The sequence below is a fragment of the Streptomyces sp. CB02980 genome, from assembly GCF_014451325.2.
Taxonomy (GTDB): Bacteria; Actinomycetota; Actinomycetes; order Streptomycetales; family Streptomycetaceae; genus Streptomyces.
Genome location: NZ_JACSCH020000023.1, coordinates 114923 through 129648, shown reverse-complemented (window position 1 = coordinate 129648; position 14726 = coordinate 114923). Strand labels below are relative to the sequence as shown.

The window sequence follows — 14726 nt, the reverse complement described above, 5'->3', positions numbered from 1 at the left end:
GCCATCCCCACCGGCAACGGACCCAACGGCCGCACCATCTCCCCCGGCACCCCCAACGGCTCCCGGCTCGTCGCGAGGATCCGCAGGTCCGGGCAGCGTGCCAGCAGGGTCTCGGCGAGTGCGGCGGCGGCCGCCACGAGATGCTCGCAGTTGTCGAGGAGGACCAGCATCCGGCGGCCCGCGCAGTGCTCGACGAGTCGGCCGAGCGGGTCGTCCCCGGCCCGCAGCTCCTCGGCTCCGGCGCCGCGCAGCACCGTCTCACGGGCTCCGACGGCCGCGAGGACGGCCTCCACGACCGCCTCCGGGTCGGTGACGGCCGCGAGTTCGGCGACCCAGACGCCGTCCGGCCAGGCCCCGTCGGCGGCCCCGCGCTCGGCCGCCTCCTGGGAGAGCCGGGTCTTCCCGGCGCCCCCGGGCCCCAGCAGGGTGACGAGCCGGGCCGTGCGCAGGTCTTCCCGGAGGGCGGTGATCTCCTCGTCGCGGCCGACGAAGCTGGTGAGACGCGCGCGCAGATTGCCCCGGACGGCGGTCTCCGGCTTCGCCGCGGCCGCCTCCTCGTTCCCGTGCTTCGGCACGGACTCGGGCTCGGGTGTCCGCGGTCCCGCGAGCAGCTCCGCGTGGAGGGCGCGCAGGGCCGGCGACGGGTCCGTACCGAGGCGGTTGGCGAGGGCGCGCCGGACCGACTCGTACGCGGCGAGGGCCTCGGCCGCGCGTCCGGTGTCCCGCAGGGCCCGGATCCGCAGCGCCTGGAGGGTCTCGTCCAGCGGGTGGGCGGCGCAGAGGGCGGTCAGTTCGGGGAGGGCCGCGGGCGCCTCGCCGAGCCCGAGGGCGGCGTCCAGCCTGACCCGGCGGACGTCGAGGCGGCGGGCCTCCCAGCGGGGGGCCTCCGCGTCCCGGTCGGGCAGGTCGGCGAGGGCGGGCCCGCGCCAGAGCCCGAGGGCCTCGTCGAGGAGGGCGGCGGCCCGGGCCGGGTCCCCGGCGCCGAGCGCGGCCACGCCCTCGACGGCCAGGTGCTCGAAGCGGCGGGCGTCCACGTCCTCGGGCCGGGCGTCGAGCCGGTAGCCGCCTTCGGCGGAGACGATCCGGTCCCGGCCGAGAGCCTTGCGGAGCCGTCCGACGAGGGCCTGGAGCGCGGCGACGGCGTCGGCGGGCGGCTCGTCGCCGTGCCACACCTCGTCGACGAGATCCGGTACGGGCACGGTCCGGCCGGCCCGCAGGGCGAGGACGGTGAGCAGCGCGCGGACCCGGGGGCCGCCGACGGCCACGTCGGTGCCGTCGGGCGTGCGGGCGAGGGTCGGGCCGAGGACGGAGTAGTGCACGGGCCCATTCTCCGTGAGAGGGTCCCCGACTCCGGAACTCGCCCCGTCACCCGATACGTTTCCCGCACATCAGGCACCGAACGACGCCACCTCCGTCCCCTGGGAGCTTCCGCGATGACCACGGCCACCACCCGGCGCCACGAGCGGCGGATCAGCCCCGTCTTCCTGGCGATCCTCGCCGTCATGGCCGTCACGGGCTGGGCGGTGTGGACGGACTTCGCCGCCCTGCCCGGTCTGGCGGTCTTCCTCTTCGTGACCTCGGCGTGGGTGGTGTCGCTCTGTCTCCACGAGTACGCGCACGCCCGTACGGCCCTGCACGGCGGTGACATCACGGTCGGCGCGAAGGGCTATCTGACCCTGAACCCGCTGGCGTACACCCACGCCGTCCTCAGCATCATCCTGCCCGTGCTGTTCGTGATCATGGGCGGGATCGGTCTGCCGGGCGGCGCGGTCTTCATCGAGCAGGGCCGGATCAAGGGCCGCTGGAAGCACAGCCTGATCTCGGCGGCGGGCCCGCTCGCGAACGTGCTGTTCGCGCTCGTCTGCACGGCCCCGTTCTGGCTGGACGCGCTCGACGGCGTCCCGCTCGCGTTCCAGTTCGCGCTGGCCTTCCTGGCGTTCCTCCAGGTGACCGCGGCGCTCCTGAACCTGCTGCCGGTGCCGGGCCTCGACGGGTACGGGATCGTCGAGCCCTGGCTGTCGTACAAGGTGAAGCGGCAGATCGAGCCGTACGCGCCGTACGGCTTCTTCATCGTGATCGCGCTGCTGTTCGTGCCGGCGGTCAACGAAGGCTTCTTCGACGCGATCGACGCGCTGATGCGGTCGCTCGGGGTGCCGGAGCTGTCCCGCTACTGCGGCTCGCAGCTGTTCCGGTTCTGGCAGGAGTCGCCCGAGTTCTGCCAGGTCTGAGGCCGGGGGCCGGTGACGCCCTGGGGCCGGACCGGCCTCCGGGGGCCGGACCGGCCTCCGGGGCCGGGCTAGGCCTCGGCGCTCGCGGTCTTCTCGACCTTCGCGCGGCGGATGTAGTACCAGGCCATGTTGGACGACAGACCGGCGATCAGGACCCAGACGACGCCGAGGAAGCTGCCCTCGACGAAGGAGACGACGGCCGCGGCGACGGCCAGGGCGCAGACCACGAGGGCGAAGAGGGCGAGGCGGGGCATGGGGGTCGGCTCCTGTCCGGGTACGGCTGCTGTGCCCGTCCAGTGTCCCCCATGCCCTCCGTCCGGCCGGGACCGGCTCGGGCATCCTGCCCGAAAGCGGCTCAGATGTCGGTGACGCGCAGCCCGGCGTGGGCCTTGTAGCGGCGGTTGACCGAGATCAGGTTGGCGACGAGCGACTCGACCTGGTGGGCGTTGCGCAGCCGGCCGGCGAAGACACCGCGCATGCCGGGGATGCGGCCGGCGAGGGCCTGGACGAGCTCGACGTCGGCGCGCTCCTCGCCGAGGACCATCACGTCCGTGTCGATCTCCTCCAGAGAGGTGTCCTGGAGGAGGACGGCGGAGAGGTGGTGGAAGGCGGCGGCGACGCGGGAGTCAGGGAGGAGCGCGGCGGCCTGCTCGGCGGCGGAGCCCTCCTCGGGCTTGAGCGCGTAGGCGCCCTTCTTGTCGAAGCCGAGCGGGTTGACGCAGTCCACGACGAGCTTGCCCACGAGCTCCTCGCGCAGGGACTCCAGGGTCTTGGCGTGCCCGTCCCACGGCACGGCGACGATCACGATGTCGCTGCGGCGGGCGCAGTCGGCGTTGTCGGCGCCCTCGACGCCGTGGCCGATCTCGTCGGCGGCCTGCTGGGCGCGGTCGGCGGCGCGGGAGCCGATGATCACCTTCTGTCCGGCCTTGGCGAGCCGGTAGGCGAGGCCGCGGCCCTGGTCTCCGGTGCCGCCGAGGACGCCGACGACGAGGCCGGAGACGTCGGGGAGGTCCCACGGGTCCTTGGGGGCGGCCTTGGCGGCGGGGGTGCTGGGAGTCGAGGAAGTCATGGACCCGACATTACCGAGCGGTCGGCCCGCCGGTGCGGCTCCCGTACGGGTGGAACGACCACAACCGGCCACGCGAGGACCTCTGTCTGGTGCAGGATGCGGGGCCATGGATGCCGTACGGGTCGCGTTGCTGCGGGAAGTGCTCGCCGGGACGGAGTGGCCGCGGGCGGCCCGCCGGTTCGCGGGCGCGCTCCGGTCCTCGGTCGTCCCGCACCGGGGCGGGCTGCTCCTGGTCGGCACGGAGGAGTACGAGCCCTGGCACCTGGCGGCGCACCTGGTCGACGAGTCGGCCTGGTCGGGGATCCCCGAGCTGGCGCCGACGCTGGTACGGCACCGGGTGCGGCCGGGGGATCCGGCGCATCTGGCGGTGGGGCTCGGTCGTCTGGAGGTGGCGGGGCGCGGGGCGACGCTGCTGATGGTGGCGCCGGAGCGGCCGGACGCGGGGCTGTTGCAGCGGGTGCACGACGCCCGGCGGGCAGGGGCGACGGTGCTGTCGCTCGACGGGGGCGACGAGGAGGTGCGCGGGCTCGCGCACGAGACGCTCACGGTGGCGGAGGGGGCGGAGGTCGACCTGGACACGGTGCAGCATCTGGTGAGCGCGGCTGCCGGTGAGAACAGCCTGCCGTCACCGCGGGGGAACCGCCGCTTCCGCGACCGTCTCTCGGACCTCGCGGACCGGCTGACGGCACCGCCGCCGGCGCGCTGGTAGGAGGAGGCCGGTCCGCCCTGAGCGGCCTCCTCCTACCAGCGCGCGGGCAGGAAAATCGTTTGCCCCGTCCGGTTCGTCACCGGAGCATGGCCTCTCGTGTCTCCTGCCTTCGCGAAGCTCTCCGCGCTCCTGCCCGATCTGGCGCCTTGGCGCGCGTCCCGGGACTTCCGGCTGCTCTGGGTGCAGGGGCTCGTCACGTACTTCAGCAGCGCGATGGCGATGATCGCCCTGCCGCTGCAGATCAAGGAACTCACGGGTTCGCCGCTCGCCGTCGGCGCGATGGGCGCGGTCGAGCTGGTGCCGCTGGTGGTCTTCGGCCTGTACGGCGGGGCGCTCGCCGACGCCGTCGACCGGCGGAAGGTGATCCTCCTGACCGAGGCGGGTCTCGGCCTGCTCGCCGCGATCCTGCTGGTCAACTCGCTGCTTCCGACCCCGATGCTCTGGCCGCTGTACGTGGTCGCGGCCGGTGTCTCGGCGCTCGCGGGGCTCCAGCGGCCGGCCCTGGACTCGCTCCTGGCCCGGATCGTGCCGCACGAGCACCAGACCGCGGCGGCCGCGCTGAACTCGCTGCGCTGGCAGATGGGCTCGATCGCGGGCCCGGCGCTCGCGGGCCTGGTCGTGGCGTACGCGGGTCACGCGCCCGCGTACGGGGTGACGATCGTCGGTTTCGCCGCCTCGGTGCTGCTGTGCCGCCGGCTCTCCCCCGCGCCGCCCGCGCACGACGCGGAGAAGCCCTCGCTGCGGGGCATCGCGGAGGGCGCGCGGTACGCGTGGTCGCGGCCGGTGCTGCTCGGCACGTACGCGATCGACCTCGCGGCGATGTTCTTCGCCTTCCCGAACACGATCTTCCCGTTCCTCGCGGACGAGCTGGACGCGGACTGGTCGCTCGGCCTGATGTACGCGGCGGGTTCGGTCGGCTCGCTGGCGCTGGGCCTGACCAGCGGCTGGACGTCGAAGGTGCGCCGGCACGGGCTGCTCGTGGTCGCGGGCGCCGCCGGCTGGGGACTGGCGATCGCGGCGGCGGGCTGGTTCGGGAACATCTGGCTGGTCCTGCTCTGCCTGGCCTTCGCCGGGGCCGGCGACATGCTGAGCGGCCTGGGCCGGGCGACGATCTGGAACCAGACGATCCCGGAGGAGCTGCGCGGCCGGCTCGCGGGCATCGAGGTGCTCTCGTACAGCGTCGGCCCGCAGCTCGGCCAGGTCAGGGCGGGCGCGATGGCGGGCTGGACCGGCACCCGGTCGGCCGTCTGGACGGGCGGCGTGGCCTGCGTCGCCTCGGTGGGCCTGCTCTGCCTCGCGCTGCCGAAGCTCCTCACGTACGACTCCGAGACCGACGAGGACTCGCTGCGCCGCAAGGCCCAGCAGGACACGGCCCAGCGGGAGGCGGCAGAGCAGGAGGCGGCCGGGACCGTGTGAACGGTCCCGGCCGGGCCCCGGTGGTTCAGACAGGAAAGGCCTTAGTCCGGCGGCTCCTGCGGTTCCGGCTTCCCCGCCTTGTCGTGCCAGCGCGGGTCGGCCTCCCACTCCAGGTTCCGCTCGCGGGCGGTCTCCATCGCGTGGGCCGCCTCCTCGCGGGTGGCGTACGGGCCGAAGCGGTTCTTCGCCGGGCACTCGGGGCCCTCTTCGACCTTCTTGTGCTCCAGGCAGTAGTACCACTCACCCGGTTTGCCCACGGTGCGCTTCTTGAACAAAGCCATCGTCGTCGGCTCCTTCCTCCGAGACCATGCTGCCCCAGACCCGGTCGTTAGACTCGCTGGCATGTCTGGCCAGTCGCTTCTCGTCCCGGGGGAGCTCTCCCCCCATCGTTCCGTTCCGGGCTCCATCCGCCGCCCCGAGTACGTCGGGAAGCCCGCCCCGACCCCGTACAGCGGGCCCGAGGTGCAGGATTCCGACACCATCGAGCGGATGCGGATCGCCGGCCGCATCGCCGCACAGGCGATGGAGGAGGCCGCCAAGCACATCGCCCCGGGTGTCACCACCGACGAGCTCGACCGGGTCGCGCACGAGTACATGTGCGACCACGGCGCCTACCCGTCCACCCTCGGCTACCGCGGGTTCCCGAAGTCGCTGTGCGCCTCGATCAACGAGGTCATCTGTCACGGCATCCCGGACTCCACCGTCCTGCGGGACGGCGACATCGTGAACCTCGACGTCACGGCGTACATCAACGGCGTCCACGGCGACAACAACGCCACCTACCTCTGCGGCGACGTCGACGAGGAGTCGCGGCTGCTCGTGGAGCGGACCCGGGAGTCCCTGAACCGGGCCATCAAGGCGGTCAAGCCGGGCCGCCAGATCAACATCATCGGCCGGGTCATCGAGTCGTACGCCAAGCGCTTCGGTTACGGCGTCGTCCGTGACTTCACCGGGCACGGCATCAACTCGTCCTTCCACTCCGGCCTGATCGTCCCGCACTACGACTCGCCCCACCACACCACCGAGATCAAGACCGGCATGACCTTCACCATCGAGCCGATGCTGACGCTCGGCACCCACGACTACGACATGTGGGACGACGGCTGGACGGTCGTGACCAAGGACCGGAAGCGGACGGCCCAGTTCGAGCACACGCTCGTCGTGACGGAGACCGGCACGGAGATCCTCACGTTGCCCTAGCCGTTCGATTGGGTAGGTCTTTTGCCGACAGGACGTCGGGAACCAGTTGACTTAGGTAAGCCTAACTTGGCAGGATCGTCACTGGTTCCCGTCCCATCGGTCTCGGAGGCACGCCTTGGACACGCCCTTCTCCACGCTCATCCGTACGGCCTCGCACGAGCAGCACACGGAGGCGGAGACGTCGTCCTTCATGGGCGACCTCCTGGGCGGACGCCTGGCCGTCGACGCCTACGCGCGCTACACCGAGCAGCTCTGGTTCGTGTACCGCAGCCTGGAGGACGGCGCGGAGGCCCTGCGCTCGGACCCCGTCGCGGGGCCGTTCATACAGCCCGAACTGTTCCGCACGGCCGCCCTGGAGCAGGACCTCGCCCATCTGCGGGGCCCCGACTGGCGCGCCGGGGTCTCCCCGCTGCCCGCCACCGTGGCGTACGCCGAGCGGGTCGCCGAGTGCGCCCGCGACTGGCCCGCGGGGTACGTGGCCCACCACTACACGCGCTACCTGGGCGACCTGTCGGGCGGCCAGATCATCCGCGACAAGGCGGAGCGCACCTGGGGCTTCGCGCGCAAGGGCGACGGCGTCCGCTTCTACGTGTTCGACACGATCTCCAACCCGGCCGCGTTCAAGCGGGCGTACCGGGAGCTGCTCGACGGGGTGAACGCGGACGACCTGGAGAAGCAGCGGATCGTCGACGAGTGCAAGCGCGCGTTCGCCTTCAACAGCGCGGTCTTCCACCAGCTGGGCGGGGAGTTCCCGCTGACCGCGTGAGGGAGGGGCGGGAGGGCCCCGGGGCTCTCATCGCGCCACGGGACCCCCACGTGCTCAGCGCGTGAGCGTTCGGGGCGCCCTCGCGCGCTCAGCGCGTGAGCGTTCCCTCCAGGCGGACCCGTCCGCCGAGTTCCACGATGCCGTCAGGGCCGGGGGCAGTGAGCAGCTGCGAACCCCGGCCCTGCGTGATGTTCAGGGCCCGGCCGAGCTCCGCCGTGAGCAGCAGGGCCGCCGCGCCGGTCGCCTCGTCCTCGTCGATGCCGTCGCCCCGGCCCGGGAACGCCCGCGCCCGAATCCGGCCCGCGGCCTCCTCCTCCCAGGCCCAGGCGTAGATCCACTCCCCCGGCTCGGGCACGTCGAGCGCCTCCACCTCGGCGGCCGAGCCGTACCGGCGCAGGGTCCGCGGCGGCGCCCACTCGGCGCGCGCCTCGATCCAGGTGAACTCCCCGTCGCCGCGCACCCACACCTCGCCCGCGGGCGGGACGACGACCTCAAGGTCGAGCAGCCAGGCGGCGCCGACCAGCGGGTGTCCGGCGAAGGGCAGCCGCAGGCCGGGCGTGTAGATGTCGACGATCCCGCGCTCCGGGTCGTCCACGAACACGGTCTCGCTGAACCCGAGTTCCTTGGCGAGCGCCTGCCGGGAGGCCTCGTCGGGGTGGGTACTCGCATCCCGTACGACTCCGAGGGCGTTGCCGTGCCGGCCGTCGGCCGCGCAGAAGACCCGGAGGACGTCGATGTCGGTGGCGGTGCTGGGCACGGTCGTGTTCATGGCGGAAATTGAACCATTTCGCGACGCGCAGACAGGACCGCACCCGGGAATCGAGTGCGGTCCTGCCCCTTATGGGGGGTGGCGGTTCTCGGTGGATGCCCCGAGGGCGTGGTGGTGGTTCAGGACTCCGTCGCGCGGCGGCGTACGGCGATGACGACGGCCGCGCCCGCAGCCGCGAGGGCGCCCGAGGCGCCGAGCAGGAGACCCGTCGGGGCGCCCGAGCCGGTCGCGGCGAGGGAGCCGGAGCCGCCCGTGGACCCGGCGCCGCCGACCGTGCCCGCGCCGCCGACGGTCCCGCCGCCGCCCGTGGTGGACGAGCCGCCGGCCTCACCGCCGCCGCTGGTGGTGCCGGTGGAACCGGAGCCGCCGGTCCCGCCGGAGGTCGACGGCAGCGTGGCGTCCTCGTCGAGCGAGAGGGTCAGGGTCAGCGGGTCCATGGCGGTGCCGACCGGGTAGCCGCCCTGGCCGCCGGGGGCGCTGAACGTGGCGGAGCCGGCCGCCGTGAGCTTCGCCGGGATGTTCGCGAGGGTGACGACCCCGTCGTTCGCCGTCCAGTCGGACTTCGACAGGTCCAGGTCGGCGAAGGCCACGTCGTTCTGGGTGCCCCGGGCGCTCGTGACGTCGGCCGTCAGGGTGCCGGTGGTGCCGGTCGCCTTCACCTTCACGTCGCTGATGGTCCAGTTGATGTCGTGGGCGGCGCAGACGAAGGCGAGCTTGCCGGAGAAGGCGGCGTCGGCCTTGCGGGCTTCGGCGTCGAGGTCGGCCTTGACGAAGCCGAACTCGTACGCGGTGCCCTTCTTCTTCGCGCCGCCGGAGGCGGAGACCGAGCCGCCGCACATCTCGCCGACGTACTTCTGCCAGCTCTGCTTCACGCCCCAGGTCAGCTTGCCGTTGACGACACCGGACGGGTCGCCGGTCGGCTGCGTCGAGGTCGGGGCCGGGCTCGTGGGCGCCGTGGTGGTCGGGGCGGGGCTGGTGGGGGCCGTGGTGGTCGGGGCGGGGCTGGTGGGGGCCGTGCTCGTCGGGGCGGTCGCGGTCGGGGCCGTCGTGGTCGGGGCGGTCGTCGGGGCCGTCGTGGTCGGGGCGGTGGTCGGCGGCTCCGTCGTGGGCGGCGGGGTGGTCGGCGGCGCGGTCGTCGGCCGGCTGCCCGCCTTCACCGTGAGCGTGGCGGCGTCGAGCTCGTCGCCCTCCTTGTAGAAGCCCGCGAACGCCGCCGCGCCGTCCTTCGTCAGCTTCGCCGGTATGTCCTTGAACGTCATGGCGCCGCCCGCGCCCTGGGCCGGCCGGACGCCGGTCATGTCGAGCGCGGCGATGGCGATGTCCGAGCGGGTGGAGACGGAGCCGTCCTTCTCCTTGGTGACGACGTCGGCGGTGATCTCGCCGGTGGGCGCGGCCGTGCCCTTCGTCGACAGCCGGACGTCCGAGATCCGGATGTCGAGGGCGCCCTGGTGGGCCTCGAAGCGGACGCCGCCCTTGAAGGAGTTGGCGGTGGCGTGTGTGGTCGTGTCGTACGTGCCGGTGCCGTCGACGAACGTGAACACGCCGTTGTTCGCGGCCTGCTCGGCGCCGCCTTCGAGGGTGGTCTTGCCGTGGGCGAAGCCACCGGCCAGGTACGTACGGAAGGACTGCTTGATGCCCCAGTCCAGCGTGCCGTCGCTAAGCGTCATCGGGGGCGCGGTGTCGGCCGCCGCGGGGAGCGCGAGGGCGACGGCGCCCGTGCCGAGGGCGGCTGCCGTGGCGACGGCCGCGGCCAGGGTGACGGAACGGTGGCGCAAGGGGGTGGGCATGACGGGGTTCTCCTAGGTGGGACGCGGGGCGCGAAGGGGGGGTGCGCGCGGGGGACTTCAGGCGGTGGGAGCTCAGGCCGGGGGAATGCAGGCCATGGGAGTTCAGGCCGGAAGAGTTCAGGCCGTGGGAGTTCAGGCCGTGGGAGTGCTGTCGGTGCGGCGACGGCGTACGGCGACGAAGACCGCGAGCGCGGCGGCGAGCAGCCCGCCCGCGCCGATCGCGAGGTACAGGCCGGTGGAGGAGGAGGAGGAGGAGGCCGCGGCGGCCGCGGCGGGAGCGGCCGAAACGGCCGGAGTCGAGGCGGTCGACGGGGTGGGCCCCGCATCGCTCCCGAGGTCCGGGAGCGCGGGCAGCTGGGCCTTGGTGTCGACGGCGACGGCCAGGGACACCGGGTCCATCGCGGTGCCGGCCCTGTACATCCCGCCGAAGGCCTTGGCGCCGCCCTCGGTGAGGGTGGCGGGGGCCTCGGTGACGACGGCGAGGCCGTTCTCCGGGGTGAGGTCGCGGGCGGTGAAGGTGACGAGGGGGACGGCCTTCTCGGTCTTCCCCGCGCTGGTGACGTCGGCGCCGAGGGTGCCGGTGCCGCCGCTCACCTTCACGGTGACCTTGCCGAGCGTGAGGTCGAGGTGGGCGCCGGTGAAGCGGACGCTGCCCGCGAAGGCGGCGTCGAGGGTGCCCTTCCTCGGGTCGTACGTGCCCTTGCCGCCGGGGAAGCGGAAGAGCGCGCCGCCGTCCTGGGCGCCGTCGGCGAGGGTCCAGTTCCCCTGGGAGACGGCACCGGTGACGTACTCGCGGAAGGTGCGGCGCACGCCCCAGTCGACGGCGGCGGTCCTCACGGTGCCGGTGTGCGAGGGCACGCCGGGGGAACTCGCCGTCGGCGACGGCCTCGTGGGGGGCTTGGTCGTCGGCCGGCCGGTCGGTGCGGACTTCTCGGGCGTCCGTACGTCCACCGTGAGACTGACGGGGTCGAGCGGGGTACCGGCCGGGTAGTAGCCGGCGAAGGCGCCGGCGCCCTGCGCGGTGAGTGTGGCGGGCACGCCGCTGAGCGAGACGGGGCTGCCCCCGCCGCGCATGTCGATGCCGCCGACGTCGAGGGTGGCGAGCGGCACCTGGGAGGCGACGGTGGTCCGGCCGCTGCCCCTGGCCTTGCTCGTCATGTCGGCGTAGAGGGTGCCGTTGCCGCCCTGGATCCGGACCCGGGGGCGGCTGACGGTGAGGTCGAGCTCGTTCGTGCCGTCCGCCTTGCGGTGGCCGGTGAAGTGGACGCCGCCGGAGAAGGCGGCTTCGAAGGCGCCGGTCTCGGGGTCGTACGTGCCCTGCGCGGAGTGGAAGCGGAACCGGCTTCCGCCGATGGTGGCGGCTCCGCCGGTGAGGCCCCAGACGCCTTGGGCGATGGGCCCGGTGACGTAGCTCTGGAAGGAGGACTTGATGCCCCAGTCGAGCCGTCCGCCCTGCACCGTGCGGCTCTCCGCGTGGGCCGCGCCGGCCGGAACGAGGGCGGCGAGCAGGGCCGCGAACAGTGCCACGGCGACCGCGCGGGCGGGTCTGGACAGCATCATGGAACCCCTCCGAGGGCTGGCGAGTAAGGCAAGGCTAACCTAAGCTACATCGAGCCTCGGCTGGAATCCCCCGGCGACGAACTCGTCGGACCAGAACCACGGCAGTACGAAGCGGAACGAACGACAGGACGGTGCCCGGTGCGTAGAACTCGCCTCACGGGAGCGCTGACAGCAGTGCTGACCCTCGCTCTCATGGCGACCGGCTGCGGTGGCGCAGGCGGCGACGACACCGGAAACGGAAGCGGAAGAAGCCCGTCCACCACCGGCCCGTCCACCACCGGTGCGTCCGCCGCGGCCCGCGACCGGGTCGAGCCGCTCGCCGACCCGGTCGCACCCCGGCTTCCCGTCACCGTCCCCTCGGCCGACGGACGGACGGTCACCGTCACCTCCACCGACCGGATCGTGCCGCTCAGCGGCTCCCTCAACGAGATCGTCTTCACCCTCGGCCTCGGCCCGAAGGTCGTCGCCCGGGACATCACCGCCACCTTCGAACAGGCGGAGAAGCTCCCGGTGGTGACCCGCGCCCACGACGTCTCCGCCGAGAGCGTGCTCTCGCTGCGGCCCACCGTCGTCCTCGCCGAGGGCACCACCGGACCGGCCGAGGCCATCGCCCAGATCCGCGACGCGGGCATCCCGCTCGTCGTCGTGAAGCCCGCGAAGGCGCTCGCCGACGTCGGTACCCGGATCGACGCGGTCGCCGCCGCCCTCGGCGTACCGGACTCCGGCACGGCACTCAGGAAGCGCACCCAGGAGCGGATCGACGCCGTACGGAAGGGCATCCCGGCCCGCGAGGAGAAGCCGCGGGTGGCCTTCCTCTACGTCCGCGGCTCGGCCGCCGTCTATCTGCTCGGCGGCGCCGAGTCCGGTGCGAGCTCGCTCCTCGAGGCCGCCGGGGCGATCGACGCGGGCAAGGAGTCCGGCCTCACCAAGGACTTCACCCCGATCACCAGCGAGGCCCTGGCGAAGGCCGCGCCCGACGCGATCCTCGTCATGAGCAAGGGACTTGCCTCCGTCGGCGGGATCGACGGCCTCGTGAAGGTCCCCGGCGTCGCCGAGACCCCGGCCGGCGCCGACCGCCGGGTCGTCACGGTCGACGACGGCGTCCTCCTCAACTACGGCCCGCGCACCGACCAGGTCCTGAAGTCCCTGGTCGGCCAGTTGTACGGGGAGCAGAGGTGACGGCGCTCCGGGAGACCCCGCCGACACTCGGCAAGGGCCTGTCGGCGCAAGCGCCTCCCGCCCCACGGCCGCGCACCGCCGCCCTCCTCACCGCCGGCCTCCTCGCCGTCCTGCTCCTCCTCGCCCTGCTCTCGGCCGGGATCGGGGCGTACGAGATCCCGCTCGACGACGTCCTCGCCTCCGTGCACCACCGGATCGGGCTCGGCGGACACGCGCTCGACCGCACGGCCGAGAGCGTCCTGTGGAACATCCGGCTCCCCCGGGTCGTCCTCGCCGTGCTCGTCGGCGCCTCGCTCGGCTGCGCGGGCGCCCTCATGCAGGGCGTGTTCGGCAACCCGCTCGCCGAGCCCGGTGTCATCGGCATCTCGGCGGGCGCGGCCGTCGGCGCGGTCGGCGCCATCGCGCTCGGCCTCACCTTCCTCGGCAACTGGACGGTGACGGTCTGCGCGTTCGTCGCCGGGCTCGCGACCGTGCTCCTGGTGTACGCGATGTCCCGCTCCGGCGGCCGTACGGAGGTGGTGACGCTGATCCTCACCGGTATCGCGGTGAACGCCTTCGCGGGCGCGCTCATCGGCCTGTTCATCTTCTTCGCCGACAACGCCCAGGTCACCCAGATCACCTTCTGGCAGCTCGGTTCGCTCGCCCAGGCCACCTGGCCGAAGGTCCTCGCCGTGCTGCCGTGCGCGCTCGTCGGCCTCGCCGTCGCCCCCTTCCACGCCCGCCGGCTCGACCTGCTCGCCCTCGGCGAGCGCCCCGCCCGGCATCTCGGCGTGGACGTGGAGCGGCTGCGGGTCGCCCTGATCCTGGTGGTGGCGCTGCTGACGGCGGCCGCCGTCGCGGTGGCCGGGATCATCACCTTCGTCGGTCTGCTCGTCCCGCATCTGCTGCGGATGGCGAACGGCCCGGGCCACCGCTTCCTGGTGCCGGGCAGCGCGCTCGGCGGCGCGGTCGTCCTCACGGCCGGCGACCTCGCGGCCCGTACGGTCGCGGCCCCGGCCGAACTCCCCCTGGGCGTCCTCACCGCCCTCCTCGGCAGCCCGTTCTTCTTCTGGCTGCTGCGCAGGACCCGTCGCAGGCAAGGTGGTTGGGCATGACATCCGTACGCCTCCGGGGGCTGCTCCCCGCACTCGCGCACCGGCGCACGCGCGCGCTGCCCCACCCCGCCGCGCCGGGCGAGACGGTCGCCGAGGCCGTCGGCGTACGGGTCGAACGCGGCGGCCGGGCCGTGCTCGACGCCGTCGGCATCGGGGTGCGGGCCGGAGAGGTCCTCGCCCTGGTCGGGCCCAACGGGGCCGGCAAGTCGACCCTGCTCGCCGCGCTCGCCGCCGATCTCGCGCCGAGCGCCGGAGAGGTACGGATCGGGGGGCGGCCGGCCGCCGGCTGGACGCCCGGCGAACTCGCCCTGCGGCGCGCGGTGCTGCCGCAGGACGCGGCGCTCTCCTTCCCCTTCGCCGTCGGCGACGTGGTGCGGATGGGCCGGGCCCCGTGGGCGGGGACCGAGCGGGAGGACGAGGACGAGGCGGCGGTCGCCGAGGCGATGACGGCCACCGAGGTCGGGGCCTTCGCCGGGCGCCCGTTCTCCGCGCTGTCGGGCGGCGAGCGGGCCAGGGTCGCGCTGGCCCGGGTCCTGGCCCAGCGGACCGGCCTCCTACTGCTCGACGAACCGACGGCCGCGCTCGACCTGCGCCACCAGGAACTGGTCCTGCGGGTCTGCCGGGAGCGGGCGGCGGCCGGGGACGCGGTGGTGGTCGTGCTGCACGACCTCGGGCTCGCGGCGGCCCACGCGGACCGGGTCGGGGTGCTGCACGGCGGCCGGATCGCGGTGGAGGGGCCGCCCTCGGAGGTCTTCGAGGAGGAGTTGCTGAGCCGGGTCTACCGGCAGCCGGTGGAGGTGTTCCCGCACCCGAGGACCGGCGTCCCGCTCGTCGTGCCGAAACGGACGGGCGCCGTCCGCGAGGAGCGGGAAATCAGGACAATTCACCGCCCTTGACCTGCCCTTGACCACCCCATGAGGACCCCATGAAGCCCCTGTGATCCCGCCGT

General features: G+C 73.6%; 15 protein-coding genes. 8 read left to right on the top strand and 7 right to left on the bottom strand.

Annotated features, from left to right (window positions below; genetic code table 11):
* On the bottom strand, positions 1-1319 hold a 1319-nt coding region (locus tag E0F75_RS35025; RefSeq protein ID WP_229315011.1), incomplete at its 3' end, for a BTAD domain-containing putative transcriptional regulator.
* A gap of 114 nt (positions 1320-1433) precedes the next feature.
* Between E0F75_RS35025 and E0F75_RS35020 the strand changes: the two genes are divergently transcribed.
* Positions 1434-2228 carry a site-2 protease family protein gene (locus E0F75_RS35020; RefSeq protein ID WP_229315010.1) on the top strand — a complete coding sequence of 265 codons (795 nt, stop codon included), beginning with the start codon at positions 1434-1436 and terminating at the stop codon, positions 2226-2228.
* A 68-nt stretch (positions 2229-2296) separates the two neighbouring features.
* Here the strand turns inward: E0F75_RS35020 and E0F75_RS35015 are convergent, their stop codons facing one another.
* Both E0F75_RS35015 and npdG read right to left on the bottom strand, forming a co-directional pair.
* Entirely contained in the window at positions 2297-2482 is a 186-nt protein-coding gene (locus tag E0F75_RS35015; RefSeq protein ID WP_374115489.1) for a hypothetical protein, read from the bottom strand.
* 101 nt (positions 2483-2583) lie between these two features.
* Positions 2584-3297 carry an NADPH-dependent F420 reductase gene (gene npdG / locus E0F75_RS35010; protein ID WP_229315009.1) on the bottom strand — a complete coding sequence of 238 codons (714 nt, stop codon included), beginning with the start codon at positions 3295-3297 and terminating at the stop codon, positions 2584-2586.
* 106 nt (positions 3298-3403) lie between these two features.
* On the opposite strand from npdG, the gene E0F75_RS35005 reads away from it, so the two are divergent.
* Positions 3404-4006, top strand: coding sequence for a hypothetical protein (locus E0F75_RS35005; protein ID WP_229315008.1), 603 nt, complete (start codon positions 3404-3406; stop codon positions 4004-4006).
* Positions 4007-4102: 96 nt separating this feature from the next.
* Positions 4103-5422 carry an MFS transporter gene (locus E0F75_RS35000; protein WP_229315007.1) on the top strand — a complete coding sequence of 440 codons (1320 nt, stop codon included), beginning with the start codon at positions 4103-4105 and terminating at the stop codon, positions 5420-5422.
* A gap of 41 nt (positions 5423-5463) precedes the next feature.
* On the opposite strand, the gene E0F75_RS34995 is transcribed toward E0F75_RS35000, so the two are convergent.
* Positions 5464-5703, bottom strand: coding sequence for a hypothetical protein (locus E0F75_RS34995; RefSeq protein ID WP_229315006.1), 240 nt, complete (start codon positions 5701-5703; stop codon positions 5464-5466).
* 61 nt (positions 5704-5764) lie between these two features.
* Between E0F75_RS34995 and map the strand changes: the two genes are divergently transcribed.
* Together map and E0F75_RS34985 are read left to right on the top strand one after the other, a co-directional pair.
* Positions 5765-6622 (top strand): type I methionyl aminopeptidase, encoded by an 858-nt coding sequence (map, locus tag E0F75_RS34990; protein ID WP_229315005.1) that lies wholly within the window; start codon positions 5765-5767, stop codon positions 6620-6622.
* 115 nt (positions 6623-6737) lie between these two features.
* A complete protein-coding gene (locus E0F75_RS34985) occupies positions 6738-7388 on the top strand; it encodes a heme oxygenase (biliverdin-producing) (protein ID WP_229315004.1) in 651 nt (216 codons plus the stop codon).
* Positions 7389-7476: 88 nt separating this feature from the next.
* On the opposite strand, the gene E0F75_RS34980 is transcribed toward E0F75_RS34985, so the two are convergent.
* The 3 genes from E0F75_RS34980 to E0F75_RS34970 form a co-directional block, all read right to left on the bottom strand.
* Positions 7477-8157, bottom strand: a complete 681-nt coding sequence (locus E0F75_RS34980) for a PhzF family phenazine biosynthesis protein (RefSeq protein WP_229315003.1) — start codon at positions 8155-8157, stop codon at positions 7477-7479.
* A 119-nt stretch (positions 8158-8276) separates the two neighbouring features.
* Entirely contained in the window at positions 8277-9944 is a 1668-nt protein-coding gene (locus E0F75_RS34975; protein WP_229315002.1) for an HtaA domain-containing protein, read from the bottom strand.
* 132 nt (positions 9945-10076) lie between these two features.
* Positions 10077-11504, bottom strand: a complete 1428-nt coding sequence (locus E0F75_RS34970) for an HtaA domain-containing protein (RefSeq protein WP_229315001.1) — start codon at positions 11502-11504, stop codon at positions 10077-10079.
* A 192-nt stretch (positions 11505-11696) separates the two neighbouring features.
* On the opposite strand from E0F75_RS34970, the gene E0F75_RS34965 reads away from it, so the two are divergent.
* Genes E0F75_RS34965 through E0F75_RS34955 form a run of 3 tightly spaced genes read left to right on the top strand, consistent with a single transcriptional unit; the run spans position 11697 to position 14673 of the window.
* Positions 11697-12683 (top strand): hemin ABC transporter substrate-binding protein, encoded by a 987-nt coding sequence (locus tag E0F75_RS34965; RefSeq protein WP_229315019.1) that lies wholly within the window; start codon positions 11697-11699, stop codon positions 12681-12683.
* A 38-nt stretch (positions 12684-12721) separates the two neighbouring features.
* Positions 12722-13777, top strand: coding sequence for an iron ABC transporter permease (locus E0F75_RS34960; protein ID WP_229315018.1), 1056 nt, complete (start codon positions 12722-12724; stop codon positions 13775-13777).
* The gene (locus E0F75_RS34955) at positions 13774-14673 is read left to right on the top strand and encodes a heme ABC transporter ATP-binding protein (RefSeq protein ID WP_229315000.1); all 900 of its coding nucleotides are present in this window, start codon (positions 13774-13776) and stop codon (positions 14671-14673) included. Before E0F75_RS34960 ends, E0F75_RS34955 begins: the two co-directional genes overlap by 4 nt.
* The last annotated feature ends 53 nt before the right edge of the window (positions 14674-14726 follow it).